This window comes from Salmonella sp. A29-2 (assembly GCF_020150755.1).
Taxonomy (GTDB): Bacteria; Pseudomonadota; Gammaproteobacteria; order Enterobacterales; family Enterobacteriaceae; genus Salmonella; species Salmonella enterica.
Genome location: NZ_CP083731.1, coordinates 4,293,134 through 4,315,000, shown reverse-complemented (window position 1 = coordinate 4,315,000; position 21,867 = coordinate 4,293,134). Strand labels below are relative to the sequence as shown.

Genomic DNA, 21,867 nt, shown 5'->3' with positions numbered 1-21,867 from the left:
TTAGCTACCAGTTAACAATTTCAGAGGGCCTTATGGCGACTTACTATAGCAACGATTTTCGTTCCGGTCTTAAAATCATGTTGGATGGCGAACCTTATGCGGTTGAATCCAGTGAATTCGTGAAACCGGGTAAAGGCCAGGCGTTTGCCCGCGTTAAGCTGCGCCGTCTGCTGACCGGCACGCGCGTTGAGAAAACCTTCAAATCGACCGATTCCGCAGAAGGCGCGGATGTAGTCGATATGAACCTGACTTACCTGTACAACGACGGTGAGTTCTGGCATTTCATGAACAACGAAACCTTCGAGCAGCTGTCTGCAGATGCCAAGGCTATCGGCGACAACGCAAAATGGCTGTTGGATCAGGCGGAATGCATCGTGACCCTGTGGAACGGTCAGCCTATCTCTGTCACTCCGCCGAACTTTGTTGAACTGGAAATTGTTGATACCGACCCAGGTCTGAAGGGCGATACCGCAGGTACTGGCGGCAAACCAGCCACGCTGTCTACTGGCGCAGTGGTTAAAGTTCCGCTGTTCGTGCAGATTGGCGAAGTGATCAAAGTCGATACCCGTTCCGGCGAATACGTATCCCGCGTAAAATAATTTACGTTATCGGGAAAAATGGTGCAGCGTATGCTGCGCCATCCTATTTTTCGCGCCATCAATGATGAAACGCTTTATCGGCCTTGTCGCGCTGGTTCTTCTTACCAGCACATTATTAACGGCATGTAATACCGCCCGCGGCTTCGGCGAAGATATTCAGCATCTTGGCCACGCCATCTCCCGCGCAGCCAGCTAATCGCTTCTCGTCTTCCTAAAATTAGTCGATCGCCCGTCATTTTCTGGGATGTTGTCTATTATTAAGTTGCTATACACAAACAACATTGGCTAGAAAAGGAAGACATTATGGTTAAAAAGACAATTGCAGCGATCTTTTCTGTTTTGGTACTTTCCACTGTATTAACTGCTTGTAATACCACGCGCGGCGTGGGCGAGGACATCTCGGACGGTGGTAGTGCGATCTCTGGCGCTGCAACCAGAGCTCAGCAGTAATCATCAACGGTACGGCATGGCGTCGTACCGTTAATCGATTTTCTCCGGAAGCATAAGAAAGGGAGAATACCGGTTATCCATATGAAGTTTCATACGGATATTACGCTTATAGGTGTAAACCGTTTTCCCGTGAATGCCAAGCGCATACGCAATCTCTTTATTGCTGGTGCCTTCCGTCCACATCGCGAGCACCTTTTCCTCCTGCGGAGAGAGCAATGGCGTGGCGCTTTCCGGCGCTTCCTGCAGTGGATGAGTATATAGCGCTCCTTTAATTCGTTGTGCAAGCTCATGTAAAGGCGTGTGTTTAGATAACACCGCATGACTGGCATATTGCGGTCTGTACGGCATATTCCCTGACTGTAATAATACCAACGGCGTCATCCTGCAGGCGGCAAAAAATGCATTGATAGGCTGTTCGGGTAAGGCATCGTTGAGAAAACCATATAAATCAGCGATAACCAGATGGGGCTTCCATTGCAGAATATGTTCTTTCGCCAGTATAAGGTTATTCATCCCGGATACCAGCAGTGAAGAACTGAGCACATCAGTGTGATTAAGCCAGGCCTCCATGCCCGTACGGGTAAAGTGGCATCGGTCTATCACTAAAATTTTCAACATAGTTTTTTGCACCCGGAAGTAGATAAAGCACTTTCTTTCCCAGAAGGCGTTCCATCATAGAGAACTCCTGTGGGCGCTAAATGCGAAAACTACGCGGCTTAAAAGGGCCAATTCCCGCCTTTAGACGGAAAAAAATAAAAAGGTTGAAATTTATTTTCTCTCAGGCAAAAATGGCTTTTCATCCGTGTACGTTACAGGACGACCTGTAAACGCTATTCTCACCGGGGACGGCCCCATTAATTATCTGGAGCCTGCTATGTCCTGGATCATTCTATTAATCGCTGGTTTACTTGAAGTGGTATGGGCTGTCGGCCTGAAGTATACCCACGGTTTTTCTCGTCTGACCCCCAGTATTATCACCATTACGGCCATGGTTATCAGTATGGCGTTACTTTCCTGGGCAATGAAAACGCTGCCCGTTGGAACGGCGTACGCCATCTGGACCGGTATCGGCGCCGTCGGGGCGGCAATCACCGGTATCCTTCTGCTGGGCGAGTCTGCCTCACCGGCGCGTTTGCTCAGTCTTGGCTTGATCGTCGCGGGTATCATTGGGCTAAAACTCAGTGCGCATTAATTCGTCGCTGATATTGCTACGAACCTGATTGTTTTACCCAAATTAATTTATTGACGTCAAACCCCTCCCGGGTCGCGACGGCCAGCATTTGCTGTTTTATTTCCTCAGAAAGCGTTGGCGTGCGAGAGAGTATCCACAGATAGTCGCGATCCGGGCCGCACACCAGCGCATGACGGTATTCCCGGTCAAGCGCAATCACGTTATAGCCGCCGTAGAATGGGCCGAAAAAAGAGACCTTGAGCGCGGCGCGGTTTGGGCTACCGGTAAAATACGCTTTGCCTTCTGTTTTTTGCCACATTCCCCGATCCGGGTTATAGCCTTTATTGATGACATTAATCCCGCCATCGTCACGCAGACTATAGGTGGCCGTGACTTGTTCCAGCCCACGTTCAAATCGATGATCGAGGCGTGCGATCTCATACCAGGTGCCGAGGTAACGTTTGGCATCAAAGTTATTTACCACGGTAACGCCTTTAGGCGGGGTAGGTGAACTACAGGCGACAACCAGAAATGCAGCCGTAACTGCAGCAACGACGGGCAGAATGCGCATAAAATTTTCCTTCCAGTGTTTTTTCTAAGTGTAGAACCTGGCGGGAAAATGAGAGGCAGGAAAAGAAAAAACGCCCTCTTATCGGGTAGATAAGAGGGCGTCGTGGCAACTTAGAGAGTGATAACGCCAATTGCCGTCACAACGGTCAGGATTGCCGCCAGACCGTAGAAGACCCATTTGCCCGCAGGCACGTGGATTTTCAGGTCATGCATCGCGTGGTGCATACGGTGTAGGCCACACCATAGCGGCAGCACGATCATCAGGAACAGAAAAACGCGACCAATAAAGCTTTGGGCGAACGTCAGTACGCGCTCAAAACTCAGGGCATCGCCCGGAAATAGCCCCAGCGGCAGCATGATGCCAACCAGTAGCACAATCACCGGCGCGATGATCGCGCCCCACATACCGCCTGCGCCAAACAGTCCCCAGAATACGGGTTCATCAGAACGTTTTGGGTTTGGATTAATCATCCGGGACTCCTTACCAGAACAGGGCAACATACAGAATGACTACGGTGACTACCGCAGTGACCACCCAAAGCCCTTTGATGATTGGCTCTGGCCCCATTTTTTCGTCTTTTACAATGATATTGGCCGCCTTCGGCGCCAGTTCAAACCAGGTTTTGGTGTGCAGCAGCGCGGCCGCCAGAGTGATCAGGTTTAAGATCACTACCACCGGGTTTTGTAAAAAGCCGACGAATCCCATCCAGGATTCCGCGCCGTGTTTGAGCGCAAACAGACCGAAAATCAGTTCAATACTGAACCAGACTGCCGGCACCGCTGTGCCTTCGCGCAGCATATAAAAGCGATAAAACGGCAGTTTTTTCCACCAGGTGGACGTCATCGGCCGCACATAGGGTTTGCGTTTAGTCGTCATGTTGCACTCCTTAGCGTGGTTTCAGGGTGGCGATAAGAAAGTCTTTCGAGCTTTCCACTTTACCCTGCTGAATGGCCGCAGCCGGATCGACATGTTTTGGACAGACTTCGGAGCAGTAGCCCACGAAAGTACAGGTCCATACGCCGTTCGGACTGTTCAACTGCGCCATACGCTCCTTCTTACCGTGATCGCGGCTATCTTCGTTATAGCGATGCGCCAGCGTAATCGCAGCCGGTCCGATAAACTCAGGATTCAGACCGAACTGCGGGCACGCGGCGTAGCACAGACCACAGTTGATGCAACCGGAGAACTGGTGGTACTTCGCCATTTGCGCCGGGGTCTGGACATTCGGCCCCTGATCTGGCGTGCGAGAGTTGCCAATAATGTACGGTTTGATCGCTTCCAGGCTTTCGATAAAGTGCGTCATATCGACAACCAGATCGCGCTCAATCGGGAAGTTCGCCAGCGCTTCCACCTTCATACCGTTGGTGTAATCGCGCAGGAAGGTTTTACACGCCAGTTTAGGGACGTTGTTGACCATCATGCCGCAAGAGCCGCAGATCGCCATACGGCAGGACCAGCGGTAGCTCAGGTCTGGCGACAGGTTATCTTTGATGTAGCCCAACGCGTCCAGTAGCGATGTTGTTTCATCATAAGGAACTTCATAGAAAGCACTGTGCGGCGCGGTATCGGTTTCCGGGTTATAGCGCACCACCTCAACTTTCAGGTTTTTCATCTCAGCCATTCGCCTTCTCCTTCTTATCGGCTGCTTCCGCTTCACCGCCGTAAACACGCTTAGCTGGCGGCAGGGTGGTGATTTTCACGTCGCTGTATTCCAGACGGGTCGTGCCATCAGCATCGCGGAAGGCGAGGGTGTGCTTGAGGAAGTTCACATCGTCGCGCTCGGTACAGCCTTCATCCAGACGCTGATGCGCGCCGCGGGACTCTTTACGCGCCAGCGCAGAGTGCGCCATACATTCCGCCACGTTCAGACCATGACCCAGTTCGATGGTATACAGCAGGTCAGTGTTGAACACGCTGGAGGTATCGGAGATACGTACGCGCTTGAAACGTTCCTGAAGCTCGGCCAGTTTATCAATGGTTTTCTGCATCAGTTCCGGGGTACGGTAAATACCACAACCTTCTTCCATAGACAGACCCATCTCATCGCGGATCTTCGACCAGTTTTCGTTGCCTTCCTGGTTCACCAGATTTTTCAGACGTTGTTCAATATCGGCAACCTGGGCGTCGAGCGCGGCGCTATTTGCGGCGCCTGCCGTCGCAGCGCGTTCCATTGCTTGTTCGCCAGCCAGACGACCAAATACCACCAGTTCCGCCAGTGAGTTGGAACCGAGGCGGTTCGCGCCATGCAGGCCAACAGAGGAGCATTCGCCAACGGCAAACAGCCCTTTGACACGGCTTTCACAGTTCTGGTCGGTTTCAATGCCGCCCATGGTGTAGTGCGCGGTCGGACGTACTGGAATCGGTTCTTTAACCGGATCGACGCCGACATAGGCTTTCGCCAGTTCGCAAATGAACGGCAGACGTTCATGCAGTTTCTTCTCGCCGAGATGACGCAGGTCGAGGTGAACCACATCGCCGCGCGGCGTGGAGATGGTGTTGCCTTTACGCCATTCGTGCCAGAAAGCCTGGGATACTTTGTCGCGCGGCCCCAGTTCCATATATTTGTTTTTCGGCTCGCCCAGCGGCGTTTCGGGGCCCATGCCGTAGTCTTGCAGGTAACGGTAGCCATTTTTATTGACCAGAATACCGCCTTCGCCGCGGCAACCTTCAGTCATCAGGATACCGGAACCTGGCAGGCCGGTCGGGTGATACTGAACGAATTCCATATCACGCAGCGGAACGCCGTGGCTCAGCGCCATGCCCATCCCGTCGCCGGTGACGATGCCGCCGTTGGTGTTATAGCGGTATACGCGGCCTGCGCCGCCTGTCGCCATGACCACGGCGTTGGCGCGGATTTGCACCAGCGTGCCTTCCATCATGTTCATTGCCACCAGGCCGCGCGCATGGTTGTCATCGACCAGAATATCCAGCACAAAATGTTCGTCAAAGCGCTGGATTTGTGGGAACTGCAGGGAAGTCTGGAACAGAGTATGCAGCATATGGAAGCCGGTTTTATCCGCGGCGAACCAGGTACGCTCGATTTTCATACCACCGAAGCGACGCACGTTAACGCTACCGTCCGGACGGCGGCTCCACGGGCAGCCCCATTGCTCCAGCTGCGTCATCTCAGTGGGACAATGGTGGACAAAGTAATCCACGACATCCTGCTCACACAGCCAGTCTCCGCCTGCTACCGTATCGTGAAAATGGTAGTCAAAGCTGTCATGATCCTGGGCGACAGCGGCTGAACCCCCTTCGGCAGCGACGGTATGGCTGCGCATCGGGTACACTTTTGAGATCAGTGCGATTTTAGCATTGGGATTCGCCTGTGCGGCAGCAATTGCAGCACGTAATCCCGCGCCACCGGCGCCTATAATGGCAAGATCGGCTTGAAAGGTTTGCACGACATTCCTCCAGATTATTGTAATTTCACCCTCGCGCAGCCAGATAAAGCCTCTGGGTTCTGCGAAGTATGAATGCGTTTCCACTGCTCCTTTATGGGTACAACAGTATAGTCTCAGGGATGTGAGGGAAATTTGACGTGTTCGATTTTTTTAGCGTATCAGAGGGATGAATTATCATTGATTTTGATTAATTTAATTACTAAACCATCTGAAATCACTTTTTTTACCCTCCAGAAGGCGCCCGATACGCCTGCGCAAAATTTGTTTCGCCCGCGCGTTGCGAGTAGACTTCGTGACCTTGTCTTAAACTGGAGAAAGAATCATGAGCGAAACGGCAACCTGGCAGCCGAGCGCGTCCATCCCCAATTTATTAAAACGTGCGGCGATTATGGCGGAAATCCGTCGTTTCTTTGCCGATCGTGGAGTGCTTGAGGTTGAGACGCCCTGCATGAGTCAGGCGACGGTCACAGACATTCATCTGTTCCCGTTCGAAACGCGTTTCGTCGGACCTGGCCATTCCCAGGGGATGAACCTCTATTTAATGACCAGTCCGGAATACCATATGAAACGCCTGCTGGCGGCAGGGTGCGGTCCGGTTTTCCAGCTATGCCGCAGTTTCCGTAATGAAGAGATGGGACGACATCATAATCCGGAATTCACTATGCTGGAGTGGTATCGCCCGCATTACGATATGTACCGCCTGATGAATGAAGTGGATGATTTGCTTCAGCAAGTGCTGGATTGTCAACCTGCGGAAAGTCTCTCCTATCAACAGGCGTTTCAGCGCCATCTGGAGATTGACCCGTTATCAGCAGATAAAACGCAACTGCGTGAGGCGGCGGCAAAGCTTGATTTAAGCAATATCGCCGATACGGAAGAAGACCGTGATACGTTGCTGCAACTGCTGTTCACGATGGGGGTTGAGCCGCATATAGGTAAAGAAAAGCCGACCTTTATTTATCACTTTCCGGCAAGTCAGGCATCGCTGGCACAAATCAGTACCGAGGATCATCGCGTCGCCGAGCGCTTTGAGGTGTACTACAAAGGTATTGAGCTGGCGAATGGTTTCCACGAACTGACGGACGCACGTGAGCAACAACAGCGCTTTGAACAAGACAATCGTAAGCGCGCCGCGCGCGGTCTGCCGCAGCAGCCGATTGACCAAAATCTACTGGATGCGCTGGCCGCCGGTCTACCGGATTGTTCCGGCGTGGCGCTGGGTGTTGATCGTCTGGTGATGCTGGCGCTGGGAGCAGAAAGTCTGGCGGACGTGATTGCTTTTACGGTCGATCGGGCGTAAATCTGAAATTCACTCTTTAGCGAGATAAAATGGCGCAATAAGCGCCATTTTGTAGCATATTTTTTCAATTATCCTCTGTTTGCCACAACATAAGGCTGGAACTTTGATGCCATTTAGGTATCAATCCTGTGTTGATTTTTTTATCGCTGACCTTTGTAAAAAAGAAGGCGGCGTCAATCGGTGAGCGGCGTCTGGCAAACGCGCTCGAGCGTAAGGGATGGTTGAATGACCCACACGATAAAAAAGATGAGCCTTATTGGGCTTATCCTGATGATTTTTACTTCTGTTTTTGGTTTTGCGAATAGCCCGTCGGCGTTTTATTTAATGGGGTATAGCGCAATCCCGTGGTATATATTTTCTGCCTTGCTGTTTTTTATTCCATTCGCCTTAATGATGGCTGAAATGGGTTCCGCTTATCGCAAAGAAGAGGGCGGGATCTATTCGTGGATGAATAATAGCGTGGGGCCACGTTACGCGTTTATCGGCACGTTTATGTGGTTTTCATCGTATGTCATATGGATGGTAAGTACGGCGGCAAAAATTTGGGTACCGTTTTCTACTTTTGTTTTTGGCGCCGATATGACGCAGCACTGGCGTATTGCGGGGCTTGAGCCTACGCAGGTTGTCGGGCTGCTCGCCGTTGGCTGGATGATTCTGGTGACGTGTGTCGCCGCCAGAGGGATCAATAAAATTGCGCGAATTACGGCGGTCGGAGGTATTGCCGTAATGTGTCTTAATTTAGTTTTATTGTTAGTGAGTGTCGCTATTTTGTTATTAAATGGTGGGCATTTTGCACAAGAAATTAATTTTACCTCGTCACCGAATCCGGGTTATCACTCCGGCCTGGCAATGTTGTCATTTGTGGTATTTGCTATTTTTGCTTACGGCGGTATTGAGGCTGTCGGCGGACTGGTGGATAAAACCGAGAAACCGGAAAAGAATTTTGCGAAAGGTATTGTTTTCGCGGCTATTGTGATTTCAATTGGTTATTCTTTGGCGATCTTTTTATGGGGCGTCAGCACTAACTGGCAACAGATATTAAGTAATAGCGCCGTTAACTTAGGGAATATTACCTACATTTTGATGTCGAGTTTAGGCACGACATTAGGTAACGCGTTAAACCTTTCTCCGGACGCAGCGATGACGGTGGGCGTCTGGTTTGCGCGTATCACCGGCCTTTCTATGTTTCTGGCTTATACCGGCGCGTTTTTTACGTTGAGCTATTCACCGCTGAAAGCCATTATTCAGGGGACGCCAAAAGCGTTGTGGCCCGCGCCGATGACGACACTGAACGCTAACGGTATGCCGGCGATCGCTATGTGGCTACAGTGCGTGCTGGTGAGTCTGTTTATTTTGCTGGTCTCTTTTGGCGGTGACACCGCATCGGCGTTTTATAACAAACTCACGCTGATGGCGAACGTCTCAATGACCTTGCCATACCTGTTCCTTGCGCTGGCATTTCCCTTCTTTAAAGCGCGTCAGGATCTGGAGCGGCCATTTGTTCTCTTTAAAACCAAAGCCTCTACCCTGGTCGCGACGGGTGTTGTGGTGCTGGTGGTGACGTTTGCCAACGTCTTTACCATCATCCAGCCGGTGATTGAAGCTGGGGACTGGGACAGCGCCTTGTGGATGATCGGCGGCCCGATCTTCTTCTCGTTGCTGGCGATGGCGATTTATCAGAATTACAGCAGCCGCATGAGCGCTGATCCGGAGTGGGCGGCGGAGTAATCTTTGTCCGGATAGCGTTAGCTCATCGGCTTTATGAAAAGGATATTTATAATGAGTCCGAAAATGTTTGCATTGTGCGCTATCTGGATTTTACTGGCTATCCCACTCATCGCTGTATTTTCAGTCCTGGATAAAGAGTGGATGATTGGCGAGAGTGGGATAACCAACATTTGTGATGTGATGAGAACTGTCGAAAATGATGATTCCAGAGGTTTTGGCGCGATGATGACGCTGCCCCTGTTTTTCCCGTTTTTTTACGTTACTGTGTATAAGAAAATACGTAGTTGGTTTTTGTACTGTGTCGCGTTGGTGATATTTGCTTACTGGTCCTGGCAATTCTTCTTGCGCTATCAGTTTTGTGTGTGATCTATGCTAAAAGACCTGATAAGCCTATGTCATCGAGTCTTTTAGCGTCATCCGGCGCCATTGCGTTTACAAACTGCCCGCCGGGCGGCTGGTTTTACCCGCTGACGTTAACGTTCTCCCCGTTTGTTTACCGCCGAGACTCTCCAGACGCATCTGGAACGGTGGGAACGGCATATCAATACCGTGCTCGCGGAAGCCCGCCAGAATCAATTGGTGGATCTCATGGCGTAATGGCATACGGTGTCCCATTTCCGCGGCATAGATACGCAGTTCGAAAATTTGAATACCCTGCTGGAGATCCACCAGAAAGATTTCAGGCGGCGGGTTGTCCAGCACCAAAGAACAGCGCTGCGCCGCCGTCAGCAGAATTTGCGTCACCTCTTCGCTATTGGCATCCGCCGGTGCCGGGATGGTTAACACCACGCGCGTAACGGAGTCAGACAGCGACCAGTTGATAAACTGTTCGGTGATAAAGGCTTTATTCGGCACGATAATCTCTTTACGATCCCAGTCGCTGATGGTGGTGGCGCGGGTATTGATTTTGGTCACGCTGCCGGTGAGATCGCGAATGGTCACCGTATCGCCGATACGAATCGGCTTTTCAAACAAAATAATCAGGCCGGAGATAAAGTTAGCGAAAATTTCTTGCAGGCCAAAACCAAGCCCAACGCCGAGCGCGGCCACCAGCCATTGTAGCTTCGACCACTCAATGCCGATCATCGAGAAACCGACCAGCCCGCCAATCAGCATTAACAGATATTTGGTGATGGTCGTGATGGCGTAACCGGTACCAGGCGTTAAATCGAGATGCTGTAATAACGCCAGTTCCAGCAGCGCAGGCAGATTACGCACCAACTGCGTGGTGATGATAAAGACCAGAATCGCAATGAGCACCGCCCCGAGGGTAATCGGCTCCAGGCTTTCCACGCCTTGCACCGTAGAGGTGACATCCCACAGCGAAATATTCTCCAGGAAGCCGAATGCCGAGTGGATTTCCGACCACAGTACAATTACCGATAGCAGGGCGATAAGCATCAGAATTGAGCGGACCAGACGCAGCGACTGAGCGCTAATAGCGTCAAGATCGATTTCACTTTCATCGATGTCGACCGCGCCTTCCAGGCTGGAGGAGTGCGCCGGTTCTTCTTCGCCGCGCGCGCGCTGCGCCAGCATTTCCGCCCGACGATGTTTGGCGCGGTCAAAAGCCAGTCGGCGTCGTTGGATCAGCATCCAGCGGCGAATGACGTGATAAATGACCAGCAACAGGAACCAGATGGCGACCGAGGTTTCCAGTCTCGCCAGTAGCGCCTGCGCCGTGGCCAGATAACCCACCGCCGCCGCCAGAATCGCGATAAGCGGCGCGCCCATCAGCATATTCCACAGCAGGCTGTTGACCATGTTGTCGCCGTTGCCTTCTTTATCAAGATAGAGCGGGATGCCCGCTTTTTTCAGACTCAGCGTGACCAGCGCCAGCGCGCCGCATATCAGGATGAAGCAAAGGCGGCCCAACGAGCCGGAAAACTCCCGATCGTTAAGATTATCAAACATGATCACTGCCATGATGAGCGGCACGATCAGCCCAATGCTCATCAGGTAGTAGCGCATCGCTTTCGCTACCCGGTTTCGCGGCCAGCCGAAATGCGCCACAAACAGACCATTAGGGCGGGCAAACGCGGCGCAAATCATGACTACCCACAACAGCGGTACTGTCGCCGTCACGCCATCGCCGATGGCGACGGCCAGCGGATACGGCCAGGCTTCCTGCAGACCATAGCCGAGCGTCGCCCACAAGACGGGCAGCGGCGAGGCGACCAGAATCGACCAGAACACCGTTCGCAGCGTCAGCGAGAAGTGATCCTGGGTGACTTTCCCGACGCGCGAGGCCGAGCGCTCAAGGAACCGGTTGAAGTGTTGGCGCGAATAGAGGCTAAACCCGACCAGCGCCAGCGCGCCGAATAACGGCAGTAGCGTCTCTTTGCTGGTCAGCATCATGATGCTGGCTTTACCTAACTGATTAAACGTATCTAATGAGATAAGCCGACGTAAATCCTGAACCAAATCAACAGGCCAGGAGAGCGATAGCGGGCTAACGTCAGCGGTCCAGAACAGATAACGGTGGGTCGCTTCATTAACCTCTTTAAGCGCATCCTCCAGTTGGCTGTTGGAGACTTTCAGTTTGGTCAGCTCCAGGATCAGCGTATCGCCGCCCTGTAACAAAGAGTTGAGCAGCTCGCGCTGAGTGCGAAGCTGGGCGTCAAGAATCTGGTTTTGCTCGGCGGTCAGCGGCTGTCCATTGGCCTGACGTATTTGCCGTAGCTGCGGTTGCTTATTGAGTAATTCTTCATAGCGCATACGGTGAACGCGTAGCTGCGCCATTTCCGTATCAAGCTGCTGCGGCTTAGGCATCTCTGGCAGACGGGCGACCTGCGCGCGCAGCGCTTCGCCAAGCATGTTGGACACGCCAAGCCATTGCGACTGCTCCCGCAGCGTATTGAGCGCCTGACGCACCTGTAACGTTTGGCTGGTGGCCTGTCGCTGCTGCGAGGCGACCAGATCCATCCGCTGCGCTTGTTGATTGAGCGCCTGTGACAGCTCGCGGTTGACTTTAAATTGTTCGACGATGCCTTCCGGCAAACCGGCGCTGTTTTCCGCCAGCAGCTCAGTGCTTTCCAGCGCGCGTTCCGCTTCACGTTGGCGCAGGCTGTTGAGCTGATTGCGCAGCGCCTGAAGATACGCATCCAATTGCTGACTCTGTTTTTCCGCCAGCTCGGAACGCAGACGAGCCAGTTCCTGACGGTTGTTGGCGGACAGTTGCGCCAACTCCAGTTCGTCGACTAACGCTTTTAGTTTGGCGGACTCCGCCTGCATATTGAGACTTTGCGCCTGGCTAAGCGCGGCACTTCCGCCTGCGGCGCCGAGCCGTCGCTCAATCTCATTAAGCTGGCGGCGGGCGTCGTTTTGCTGTTGGGGAAGCTGGCTGAGCGAGTCGGCGATCTCCCTGACGCGCTCCTGCTCCTGTTGCGCCTCGCGGGTTTTATCCAGTAGCTGGCTGCTAACCTGCAAGATCTCCTGATTTAACGCTTCGGTGGACATCTCTGGCGGTACGCTGCGAGGTTCATCGCGCAGATTATTCAACTGGGCGCGCAAGGTGGCGGATAGCTTAGGGAAATTATCAATAACGTGTTGATATTGTTTCGCGCGCTCAAGCGAGCCTTTTCGCTCTTCAAGCGCGTTTAACGCAGTCTGGAGCGCCTCAACGGCTTCCGGCTGAGCGGGCTTCGCCGCTTTTGCCTGCTCCAGTTCCTGCGTGATTTGTTTGGCGTCGGGGGCCGTTGCGGCGAACGCCCCCGTGCTGAGGCACCAGGCCATCAGAAAAGCGATAATCAGGCGCACGTCAGCATTCTCTCTTGATTAGGTGTCGTCTTTTTTATTGTCAACCAGCGGGCTGGCGTCGTGTTCGGCTTTAATTTCTTCTGCCGGCAGCGGAGCAGGTTCTACCTCCGGCACGACGAATGTTTCGGTCGACGTCGCCAGCGGTTGGCCAATTTTGGTAACGGACAGGCTTGCCAGCGACGCGATCAGATTCACTTTCCCCGGCGCAAATAAGTTGATGACCGTGGAACCCAGTTTAAAGCGTCCCATCTCCTGGCCTTTCAACAAGGCGACAGACCCTTCATGTTCGCCTTCTGGCCAGGTCCAGCGCTTGATGATGCCTTCGCGCGGCGGGGTAATGGTCCCCGCCCAGACGGTTTCGATACTGCCGACAATAGTTGCGCCGACCAGAATCTGCGCCATAGGGCCGAACTCGGTATCAAACAGGCAGATAACGCGCTCGTTGCGGGCAAACAGGTTGGGGACGTTTTGCGCGGTCAGATGGTTAACGGAGAACAGATCGCCCGGTACGTAGATCATTTCGCGCAGGATGCCGTTGCATGGCATATGCACGCGATGGTAGTCGCGAGGGGAGAGGTAAGTGGTTACAAACGTGCCGTTGCGGAACTTATCCGCCATCAGGTAGTTACCCGCCAGCAACGCCTCAAGGCTGTAATTATGGCCTTTGGCCTGCAAAATTTTATCTTCTTCGATACGACCCAACTGGCTTATCACGCCGTCAGCAGGCATCACCAGGATGTTAGGATCGGTATTGAGCGGACGCACGTCATCACGCAGCGGACGAACAAAGAAATCATTGAACGTACGATAGCTGGCGGTATCCGGTTTTTGCGCCTCGGTCATATCGACTTTGTAATACTTTACGAAGAGATCGATAACCAGTTTTGTCAGCCATCCTGCTCGTTTGCTTGCGCCCCAGCCCGCCAGGCGAGTGAGCCATAGTTTCGGCAGAATGTATTGTAGCGAAAGTTTAAATGAGTTTAACAAGGTAGCCTCCAGGCCATTGTTGTTCCTGAACCGGCAGTTATACCGGTATCCTGAAAAAAGGGGACGATTCTAACGACGCCTAGCGTATCTGTCAGTCGTCCGTATCAGAAAAGTTTTTACGCGTTTTTACCTGCGCCATACTTTCAAGAATTCGGTGATAATTTTCGAAACGGGTTTCCGCAATAGCGCCGTTCTCTACCGCTTCGCGAATGGCGCAGCCTGGATCGGCGTCATGCTTGCAGTCCCGGTATTTGCAATGTCCCAAATAGTCATGAAATTCGACAAAGCCCTGGGTGATTTGTTCCGGCTCCAGATGCCATAAGCCGAACTCGCGCACGCCGGGGGAATCAATGACATCGCCGCCATGCGGGAAATGATACAGACGAGCAGCGGTAGTGGTATGTTGACCCAGACCAGAGACATTCGACACATCGTTCGTCAGAATCTCGTTCTGTAAGCCGAGCAGAGCATTTAGCAGGCTGGATTTTCCGACGCCGGACTGCCCGGCAAAAATACTGATGCGACCGGTTAATGCCTCTTCCAGCGGTTTCAGACCATCCTGCGTATGGCTGGAGACCATCAGCACGCGATAGCCGATATTGCGGTAGATATCCATCTGCTCATTAACGAAGTCCATACCTTCGTCGTCCAGCAGATCAATTTTATTGAGTACGATAAGCGGCTCAACCTGTAGGGTTTCACAGCCGACCAGGTAGCGATCGATGATATTCAGCGACAGCTCCGGCAAAATCGCGGAGACGATAACGATTTGGTCAATGTTGGCGGCAATAGGCTTCACGCCGTCGTAGAAGTCCGGGCGCGTCAATACCGAGGTGCGCTCATGCACCGCTTCAACGATGCCTTTTACGTTGACGCCCTCTGCGGCGGCTTTGCCCGGACGCCAGACGACGCGATCGCCCGTCACCAGCGAACGGATAGTGCGGCGGATATTGCAACGGTGAACCTCGCCGTCAGCAGACTCCACATCGGCATGCATACCAAAACGGCTAATGACGATACCTTCTGCAGGCTCGCCAAACAGGTTGTCATCGTAGTCGGCTTTCTCCGCGGACGTTTTTAAACGACGCTGGTGATTGGCGTTCACACGGCGCTGCTGGCCTTTGGAGAGTTTATTTTTGCTCAATCGTACTGGCTCCTGGTCGCCCATAGTGGGCAAAACATCTATGATACACGCAATTGTAGATGAATATAGTCACAGTGAATGTGACCTCTGAAGGGTGGAAAATAGCATGAGTGCCGATGAAAACAACCTGATTTGGATCGATCTGGAGATGACAGGTCTGGACCCCGAGCGCGATCGCATTATTGAGATAGCCACACTGGTAACGGATGCCAGCCTGAATATTCTGGCGGAAGGGCCGACGATTGCGGTACATCAATCCGATGCGCAACTGGCGTTAATGGATGACTGGAACGTGCGCACCCATACCGGCAGCGGCCTGGTAGATCGCGTTAAGGCAAGTACGATGGGCGAACGAGACGCTGAACTGGCGACGATTGAATTTCTGAAAACGTGGGTGCCTGCGGGTAAGTCGCCGATTTGCGGTAACAGCATCGGTCAGGATCGTCGTTTTCTGTTTAAATATATGCCGGAACTGGAGGCCTACTTCCACTATCGCTATCTGGATGTCAGTACGCTCAAGGAACTGGCGCGCCGCTGGAAGCCGGAGATTCTGGCCGGCTTTACCAAGCAGGGCACGCACCAGGCGATGGATGATATTCGCGAGTCGGTGGCGGAGCTGGCTTACTACCGCGAGCATTTCATTAAGCTGTGAGGCGTAACATGCCGGATGGCAACGCCACAGCGTCTCATCCGGCAGCTCTCCCCACACTGAATTACTGCGTAAACCATTTCTCCTGCATTTGCGCATATTCCGGCGATGCTTTCACCTTGTCGAGCGCGGCATTAATTTCTTGCAATAGCGCGTCGTTGCCTTTGCGTACCGCAATGCCTAACCCTTTTCCGTAGTAGTCAGGATCGCTGGCGCGTTCATCCATGATGGCGTAATCCGGATTGTTTTTTAGCCACTTACCAATCGCGGCGACATCGCCAAACACGCCCTCAAGACGGTTGTTTTTCAGATCGGTAAAGGCGTTTAGATAGCTGTCATAGGCGACAGGCGTGATAGCTTGTTGTTTATCCTGCAAATAGCGCTGATGCGTTGTACCGTTTTCCAGACCGACTTTTTTGCCTTTCAGATCGGCAAAAGTGTGATAAGCCCCTTTACGCGTGACGACTACCGCCGATAGACCTTCGTAATAGGGTTGGCTAAAGGAGACCTGCTGCTCACGTTTGGGCGTCATATCCATACCGGCGATCACCGCATCAAACTTTTTGAAGCGTAGGCTGGGGATCAGACTATCAAAGCTCTGGTTAGTAAATGAGCACTCCGCTTGCATCTCTTTGCAGACCGCGTTGGCGACATCAATATCGAAACCAACAATTTTATTATCGGCATCGACAAACTCATAGGGCGCATAGGTGGCGGAGGTGCCAAAATGTAATGTTCTGGCGGAAACGGAAGCGGCGTGAACGGAGAGGCTGGCTAACAGCATGACAATAAGTTTTTTTTTCATCTTGATCCCTGATATCAATTGGATGTTGTGGTCACCGTGCTATTCTTTTTTTGGCGCAGGGTGCTATTCTGATTCTGTGCCTTTAGGCGTGGCGTGAAAAGTTTTTTGTTGCATAGCGCACGCTTTGCTCGTTTTTTGTCTTGTTTGGTGATTTAATCAGCATTCAAACAAAAATCGCGAAAAAATGCGTTCAGGGGCTTGCAGCTAAATGGATTTCTCGTATAATGCGCCTCCCGTAACGACGCAGAAATGCGAATTACGACAGCAACAAATTTGCGGGAATAGCTCAGTTGGTAGAGCACGACCTTGCCAAGGTCGGGGTCGCGAGTTCGAGTCTCGTTTCCCGCTCCAAAATTTGAAAGTACTTGTTAAGTACAAGCGCACCCAAGCGGGAATAGCTCAGTTGGTAGAGCACGACCTTGCCAAGGTCGGGGTCGCGAGTTCGAGTCTCGTTTCCCGCTCCAAATTTGAAAGTGCTTGTTAAGCACAGACGCACCCAAGCGGGAATAGCTCAGTTGGTAGAGCACGACCTTGCCAAGGTCGGGGTCGCGAGTTCGAGTCTCGTTTCCCGCTCCAATTCTTATCTACAGTAAAATTATCCACAACGAATATCGCGTTGGGGCACGTTTTGTTCCGCTTTCGTCAGATCCTTGTAAACAGACTTATCCACAGGGCGGCCCATTACTCCTGGAATGCAAAAAATTATACCTGACGCGTAGAATTTCTATAATTTACTGAAAAATATAGAAAAAATAAGATTTCAAAACGTTAGCGTTATTGACTATTCCTTTTTTCCCTCTTGAATCGCAATGTGTTTTTATTTTTATACACAGCCTGTGAATAATTCAGGCATCGCGCACCAGCCCTTTTTCAATCACCCTGACCAGACGCTGTTTTTTCGGTAGCTGCACTTCAATGATGCAGGCGTTCCGCTTTTCAATTTGTTGCGCAATCGCCCATTCGATATGCTCATCGAGAAGTGGATGCTCACCCTTGCGGCTTTCCAGCGCCGTAATGACGGCATTACTCCACGGCGCATTCCCCAGCGCGACGGCAACATTGCGCAGCCAGCGTAAATGACCAATGCGCCGAATCGCAGAACCTTCAGTGACTTTCAGAAACTGCGCTTCGCTCCAGCTAAACAACTCAACCAAATCTGGGTTATGCAGCGCCTTGCGTGGGCTAAAATCTGCTTCGTCGGTCAACTGAGAGTAACGATTCCACGGACAGATAAGCTGGCAGTCATCGCAGCCGTAAATACGGTTGCCTATCAGTGGGCGAAATGCTTCAGGAATAGCGCCTTCCAGCTCAATGGTGAGATAAGAAATACAGCGCCGCGCGTCCACCGTATACGGTTCGACAATCGCCCCGGTCGGGCAAATGGTCATACAGGCGACGCATTTGCCGCAACCTTCCTCGACCGGCTGGTCGACCGGCAGCGGTAAATCAATCAACAATTCCCCCAGGAAAAAGAATGAGCCGGCCTCCCGATTAAGGATAAGTGAGTGCTTACCCGTCCAGCCAAGTCCGGCTTTTTCCGCTAATGGGCGTTCAAGAATAGGCGCAGAGTCGACAAACGGTCTAAAATTCAGCGAACCGCAGTACTGCTGGATCTGCTCGCCCAGTTTTTTAAGGCGGCTGCGTAACAGCTTGTGATAATCACGCCCCAGCGCATATCGGCTAACGTAGCCCAGCGTGGGATCCTTCAACGTACTGGCAAACGCGGCGTTGGCGGGCAGATAGTTCATGCGCACGCTGATGACACGTAGCGTACCGGGTAAGAGTTCATGAGGCCGGGCGCGCATCATACCGTGGCGCGCCATCCATGCCATCTCGCCGTGGTATTGTTTGTCCAGCCACGCCTGCAGCGCAGGTTCGGATGCGCGCAGATCGGTATCAGTAATACCGACCTGCTGAAAGCCCAGTTCCAGCCCCCACTGCTTAATATTTTGCGCTAACTGATTGAGATCGAGGGGCTTTGACATGATGGACCATAACATGAAGAAAAACCCTGTAAGTATACCACACTCCATTTGGCCCGCCGATGACATCAAACGGCTGGAACGCGATGCGGCGGATGCCTTCGGACTCACACTCTATGAATTGATGCTGCGCGCTGGCGACGCGGCATTTCGGGTAGCCCGTGACAGTTATCCTGACACCCGACACTGGCTGGTGTTGTGTGGTCATGGCAACAACGGCGGCGATGGTTACGTCGTGGCGCGACTAGCGCAAGCGGCGGGCATTAGCGTAACGTTGCTGGCGCAGGAGAGCGACAAACCGTTACCTGAAGAAGCGGCGCAGGCGCGCGATGCCTGGCTGAATGCTGGCGGCATTATCCATGCTGCCGATATTATCTGGCCGGAAGCGACGGATCTGATTATCGACGCGCTGCTTGGCACCGGCATAGCCCAGGCGCCGCGCGACCCGGTAGCCGGTCTGATTGAACAGGCGAACGCCCATCCTGCGCCGGTTGTCGCCGTCGATATCCCGTCAGGCCTGCTGGCGCAAACGGGTGCTACGCCTGGCGCGGTGATAAACGCCGCGCATACGGTCACGTTTATCGCCCTGAAACCAGGCCTGCTGACCGGCAAAGCGCGTGACGTTACCGGCATATTGCATTATGACGCGTTGGGACTGGAAGGCTGGCTGGCGAGCCAGACGCCGCCGCTCCGGCGTTTTGACGCGACGCAGTTGGGGCAATGGCTAACGCCGCGTCGACCGACCTCGCATAAGGGCGATCATGGTCGTCTGGCGATTATTGGCGGCGACCAGGGAACAGCGGGCGCAATTCGGATGGCTGGCGAGGCGGCGCTGCGTACGGGGGCTGGGTTGGTCAGAGTACTGACCCGCGGTGAAAACATTGCGCCGTTGCTGACGGCCCGCCCGGAACTGATGGTACATGAACTCACGCCTCAGTCGCTGGAAGAGAGCCTGACCTGGGCTGACGTTGTGGTGATCGGCCCGGGGCTTGGGCAGCAGGAATGGGGCAAAAAAGCCTTACAGAAAGTAGAAAACGTCCGTAAACCTATGCTGTGGGATGCGGATGCGTTGAACCTACTGGCAATCAATCCTGATAAACGTCACAATCGCGTGATTACGCCGCATCCGGGAGAGGCTGCCCGCCTGTTAGGATGTTCTGTGGCAGAAATTGAAAGTGATCGCTTACTTTCAGCGCAGCGTCTGGTAAAACGGTATGGAGGCGTGGTCGTGTTAAAAGGCGCAGGAACGATTATCGCCGCTGAACACCACCCTCTGGCTATCATTGACGCTGGTAATGCAGGGATGGCGAGCGGCGGGATGGGCGATGTCCTGTCCGGCATCATCGGCGCATTGCTCGGACAGAAGTTTACCCCGTATGATGCGGCATGTGTGGGATGTGTGGCTCACGGCGCGGCGGCGGACTTACTGGCAGCGCGTTATGGCGCTCGCGGCATGTTGGCGACCGATCTTTTTACTACGCTGCGGCGTATTGTTAACCCTGATGTGATTGACGTAAACCATGATGAATCGAGTAATTCCGCTACCTGACGAACAGGCGACGCTAGACCTGGGGCAACGGGTAGCCAACGCCTGCGATGGCGCGACCGTTATTTATCTGTATGGCGATTTAGGTGCCGGTAAAACGACGTTTAGCCGGGGATTTTTACAGGCGTTAGGCCATAACGGTAATGTAAAAAGCCCCACCTATACGCTGGTAGAGCCTTATGCGCTTGATAACATGATGGTATATCACTTCGACTTATACCGTCTTGCGGACCCGGAGGAGCTGGAGTTTATGGGCATTCGCGATTATTTCGCCAACGACGCCATTTGTCTGGTGGAGTGGCCGCAACAAGGTAAAGGCGTTCTCCCCGACCCGGACGTCGAAATCCATATTGATTACCAGGCGCAGGGGCGTGAGGCTCGCGTAAGCGCGGTATCCTCATCGGGTCATTCGTTACTGGCGCGTTTAGCCGATTAGCTATAAAGGTGGCGGGATGATTTATCGCATCAAAAATGCCGTAATAGCAGCCTTAATCCTGCTGTGCGCGCACGCGGGCGCCGCCAGTCTCTCTGATATTCAGGTGTCCAACGGCGAGCAGCAGGCGCGCATTACGCTGAGTTTTATCGGCGAGCCGGAATATGCTTACTCACAGGACGGTAAACGTACCGTGGCGCTGGATATCAGGCAGACCGGCGTGATTCAGGGGCTGCCGCTTCAGTTTAGCGGTAACAATCTGGTGAAAACGATCCGTGCCGGAACGCCGAAAGATGCGCAATCTTTACGGTTGCTTGTCGATCTGACGGAAAATGGTAAAACCGAGGCGGTGAAGCGGCAAAACGGCGGCAACTATACGGTCATTTTCACCATTAATGCCGATGTTCCGCCGCCGCCACCGCCTGTCGTCGCGAAACGGGTTGAAAGCGCGCCCCGCCCGACGGAGCCTGCCCGTAATCCGTTTAAATCTTCTGATGATCGCCTGACCGGCGTAACCAGCAGCAATACCGTTACGCGGCCTGCGGCGCGCGCGTCGGCAGGCGCTGGCGATAAAGTGGTGATTGCTATTGATGCCGGACATGGAGGCCAGGACCCCGGCGCGATAGGCCCGGGCGGTACGCGCGAGAAAAATGTCACCATCGCCATCGCGCGTAAGTTACGCACATTGCTGAATAACGATCCGATGTTTAAAGGCGTGCTGACGCGTGACGGCGACTATTTTATTTCGGTGATGGGGCGGTCTGACGTGGCGCGTAAGCAAAACGCCAACTTCCTTGTCTCTATTCATGCGGATGCCGCGCCAAATCGCGACGCCACCGGCGCCTCCGTCTGGGTATTGTCCAATCGTCGCGCGAACAGCGAAATGGCAAACTGGCTTGAGCAGCATGAGAAGCAATCCGAACTGTTAGGCGGCGCTGGCGATGTGCTGGCGAACAGTCAGTCAGACCCTTACCTGAGCCAGGCGGTACTGGATTTGCAATTCGGTCATTCGCAGCGGGTAGGGTATGATGTGGCGACGAACGTACTAAGCCAACTCGACGGCGTGGGGTCGCTGCATAAACGCCGCCCGGAACACGCTAGCCTGGGCGTGCTGCGTTCGCCGGATATCCCGTCCATTTTGGTGGAGACGGGCTTTATCAGTAATCACGGCGAAGAGCGATTGCTGGCGAGCGACCGCTATCAGCAACAGATTGCTGACGCTATATACCGGGGGTTGCGTAAGTACTTTGCAGCGCATCCGATCCAGTCTGCGCCGCAGGGCGGCCCAGGCCAGACGGCCAGTACCAACCAGCCTGGCGCCATAACCGCCGCGAATTAA

The 21,867-nt window shown here is 53.2% G+C and carries 22 protein-coding genes and 3 tRNA genes; 14 read left to right on the top strand and 11 right to left on the bottom strand.

What is annotated here, in order from left to right; genetic code table 11:
- Window positions 1-32 precede the first annotated feature (32 nt).
- From efp to ecnB, 3 genes are all read left to right on the top strand, one after another.
- Window positions 33-599 carry an elongation factor P gene (efp, locus tag K8W53_RS21030; RefSeq protein ID WP_000257282.1) on the top strand — a complete coding sequence of 189 codons (567 nt, stop codon included), beginning with the start codon at window positions 33-35 and terminating at the stop codon, window positions 597-599.
- Window positions 600-660: 61 nt separating this feature from the next.
- Window positions 661-795, top strand: a complete 135-nt coding sequence (locus K8W53_RS21025; protein WP_000977687.1) for an entericidin A/B family lipoprotein — start codon at window positions 661-663, stop codon at window positions 793-795.
- 107 nt (window positions 796-902) lie between these two features.
- Window positions 903-1,049 carry a lipoprotein toxin entericidin B gene (gene ecnB / locus K8W53_RS21020; RefSeq protein WP_000239598.1) on the top strand — a complete coding sequence of 49 codons (147 nt, stop codon included), beginning with the start codon at window positions 903-905 and terminating at the stop codon, window positions 1,047-1,049.
- A gap of 30 nt (window positions 1,050-1,079) precedes the next feature.
- Here the strand turns inward: ecnB and K8W53_RS21015 are convergent, their stop codons facing one another.
- A complete protein-coding gene (locus K8W53_RS21015) occupies window positions 1,080-1,667 on the bottom strand; it encodes a helix-turn-helix transcriptional regulator (RefSeq protein ID WP_000912959.1) in 588 nt (195 codons plus the stop codon).
- 256 nt (window positions 1,668-1,923) lie between these two features.
- Between K8W53_RS21015 and sugE the strand changes: the two genes are divergently transcribed.
- The gene (gene sugE / locus K8W53_RS21010; RefSeq protein WP_000118469.1) at window positions 1,924-2,241 is read left to right on the top strand and encodes a quaternary ammonium compound efflux SMR transporter SugE; all 318 of its coding nucleotides are present in this window, start codon (window positions 1,924-1,926) and stop codon (window positions 2,239-2,241) included.
- A 16-nt stretch (window positions 2,242-2,257) separates the two neighbouring features.
- On the opposite strand, the gene K8W53_RS21005 is transcribed toward sugE, so the two are convergent.
- The 5 genes from K8W53_RS21005 to frdA form a co-directional block, all read right to left on the bottom strand.
- A complete protein-coding gene (locus K8W53_RS21005; protein WP_001221670.1) occupies window positions 2,258-2,791 on the bottom strand; it encodes a lipocalin family protein in 534 nt (177 codons plus the stop codon).
- 110 nt (window positions 2,792-2,901) lie between these two features.
- Window positions 2,902-3,261 carry a fumarate reductase subunit FrdD gene (gene frdD, locus K8W53_RS21000; RefSeq protein ID WP_000609650.1) on the bottom strand — a complete coding sequence of 120 codons (360 nt, stop codon included), beginning with the start codon at window positions 3,259-3,261 and terminating at the stop codon, window positions 2,902-2,904.
- Between the two features lie 10 nt (window positions 3,262-3,271).
- On the bottom strand, window positions 3,272-3,667 hold the full coding sequence (gene frdC, locus K8W53_RS20995; RefSeq protein WP_000208749.1) for a fumarate reductase subunit FrdC: 396 nt from the start codon (window positions 3,665-3,667) through the stop codon (window positions 3,272-3,274).
- 10 nt (window positions 3,668-3,677) lie between these two features.
- Window positions 3,678-4,412 (bottom strand): fumarate reductase iron-sulfur protein, encoded by a 735-nt coding sequence (frdB, locus tag K8W53_RS20990; RefSeq protein ID WP_000829509.1) that lies wholly within the window; start codon window positions 4,410-4,412, stop codon window positions 3,678-3,680.
- Window positions 4,405-6,195 carry a fumarate reductase (quinol) flavoprotein subunit gene (gene frdA, locus K8W53_RS20985; protein ID WP_001192952.1) on the bottom strand — a complete coding sequence of 597 codons (1,791 nt, stop codon included), beginning with the start codon at window positions 6,193-6,195 and terminating at the stop codon, window positions 4,405-4,407. The genes frdB and frdA overlap by 8 nt, the downstream gene beginning before the upstream one ends.
- Before the next feature lie 322 nt (window positions 6,196-6,517).
- Here frdA and epmA point away from each other — a divergent pair, with 322 nt between their 5' ends.
- The 3 genes from epmA to K8W53_RS20970 all read left to right on the top strand — a co-directional run bounded on the left by epmA (window position 6,518) and on the right by K8W53_RS20970 (window position 9,589).
- Window positions 6,518-7,495, top strand: coding sequence for an elongation factor P--(R)-beta-lysine ligase (epmA, locus tag K8W53_RS20980; RefSeq protein WP_000004797.1), 978 nt, complete (start codon window positions 6,518-6,520; stop codon window positions 7,493-7,495).
- A 225-nt stretch (window positions 7,496-7,720) separates the two neighbouring features.
- The gene (gene yjeM, locus K8W53_RS20975; RefSeq protein WP_001651321.1) at window positions 7,721-9,223 is read left to right on the top strand and encodes a glutamate/gamma-aminobutyrate family transporter YjeM; all 1,503 of its coding nucleotides are present in this window, start codon (window positions 7,721-7,723) and stop codon (window positions 9,221-9,223) included.
- 51 nt (window positions 9,224-9,274) lie between these two features.
- Entirely contained in the window at window positions 9,275-9,589 is a 315-nt protein-coding gene (locus K8W53_RS20970) for a YjeO family protein (protein ID WP_000074656.1), read from the top strand.
- Window positions 9,590-9,655: 66 nt separating this feature from the next.
- Here the strand turns inward: K8W53_RS20970 and mscM are convergent, their stop codons facing one another.
- From mscM to rsgA, 3 genes are all read right to left on the bottom strand, one after another.
- Complete coding sequence (mscM, locus tag K8W53_RS20965; protein ID WP_001236749.1) at window positions 9,656-12,982, bottom strand: miniconductance mechanosensitive channel MscM; 3,327 nt, start codon at window positions 12,980-12,982, stop codon at window positions 9,656-9,658.
- Window positions 12,983-13,000: 18 nt separating this feature from the next.
- Window positions 13,001-13,969 carry an archaetidylserine decarboxylase gene (gene asd, locus K8W53_RS20960; protein ID WP_023201206.1) on the bottom strand — a complete coding sequence of 323 codons (969 nt, stop codon included), beginning with the start codon at window positions 13,967-13,969 and terminating at the stop codon, window positions 13,001-13,003.
- Between the two features lie 91 nt (window positions 13,970-14,060).
- Window positions 14,061-15,113: a small ribosomal subunit biogenesis GTPase RsgA gene (gene rsgA, locus K8W53_RS20955; RefSeq protein WP_000041945.1), complete on the bottom strand. Its 1,053-nt coding sequence runs from the start codon at window positions 15,111-15,113 to the stop codon at window positions 14,061-14,063.
- A gap of 106 nt (window positions 15,114-15,219) precedes the next feature.
- Between rsgA and orn the strand changes: the two genes are divergently transcribed.
- Window positions 15,220-15,765, top strand: a complete 546-nt coding sequence (gene orn, locus K8W53_RS20950; protein WP_001271546.1) for an oligoribonuclease — start codon at window positions 15,220-15,222, stop codon at window positions 15,763-15,765.
- A 61-nt stretch (window positions 15,766-15,826) separates the two neighbouring features.
- Here the strand turns inward: orn and K8W53_RS20945 are convergent, their stop codons facing one another.
- The gene (locus tag K8W53_RS20945) at window positions 15,827-16,567 is read right to left on the bottom strand and encodes an arginine ABC transporter substrate-binding protein (RefSeq protein WP_000727897.1); all 741 of its coding nucleotides are present in this window, start codon (window positions 16,565-16,567) and stop codon (window positions 15,827-15,829) included.
- A gap of 275 nt (window positions 16,568-16,842) precedes the next feature.
- On the opposite strand from K8W53_RS20945, the gene K8W53_RS20940 reads away from it, so the two are divergent.
- The 3 genes from K8W53_RS20940 to K8W53_RS20930 all read left to right on the top strand — a co-directional run bounded on the left by K8W53_RS20940 (window position 16,843) and on the right by K8W53_RS20930 (window position 17,143).
- Window positions 16,843-16,918: transfer RNA gene (locus tag K8W53_RS20940), tRNA-Gly, on the top strand.
- Between the two features lie 37 nt (window positions 16,919-16,955).
- A tRNA-Gly gene (locus K8W53_RS20935) sits at window positions 16,956-17,031 on the top strand.
- Between the two features lie 36 nt (window positions 17,032-17,067).
- A tRNA-Gly gene (locus K8W53_RS20930) sits at window positions 17,068-17,143 on the top strand.
- Between the two features lie 269 nt (window positions 17,144-17,412).
- On the opposite strand, the gene queG is transcribed toward K8W53_RS20930, so the two are convergent.
- Window positions 17,413-18,552, bottom strand: a complete 1,140-nt coding sequence (gene queG / locus K8W53_RS20925) for a tRNA epoxyqueuosine(34) reductase QueG (protein WP_001615111.1) — start codon at window positions 18,550-18,552, stop codon at window positions 17,413-17,415.
- Between queG and nnr the strand changes: the two genes are divergently transcribed.
- The 3 genes from nnr to amiB are packed head-to-tail and all read left to right on the top strand — an operon-like array spanning window position 18,551 to window position 21,867.
- Window positions 18,551-20,098: a bifunctional ADP-dependent NAD(P)H-hydrate dehydratase/NAD(P)H-hydrate epimerase gene (nnr, locus tag K8W53_RS20920; protein ID WP_023223755.1), complete on the top strand. Its 1,548-nt coding sequence runs from the start codon at window positions 18,551-18,553 to the stop codon at window positions 20,096-20,098. The two genes, queG and nnr, sit on opposite strands and share 2 nt — an antisense overlap.
- Window positions 20,070-20,531, top strand: a complete 462-nt coding sequence (tsaE, locus tag K8W53_RS20915; protein ID WP_000981984.1) for a tRNA (adenosine(37)-N6)-threonylcarbamoyltransferase complex ATPase subunit type 1 TsaE — start codon at window positions 20,070-20,072, stop codon at window positions 20,529-20,531. The genes nnr and tsaE overlap by 29 nt, the downstream gene beginning before the upstream one ends.
- A gap of 16 nt (window positions 20,532-20,547) precedes the next feature.
- The gene (amiB, locus tag K8W53_RS20910; protein WP_000640348.1) at window positions 20,548-21,867 is read left to right on the top strand and encodes an N-acetylmuramoyl-L-alanine amidase AmiB; all 1,320 of its coding nucleotides are present in this window, start codon (window positions 20,548-20,550) and stop codon (window positions 21,865-21,867) included.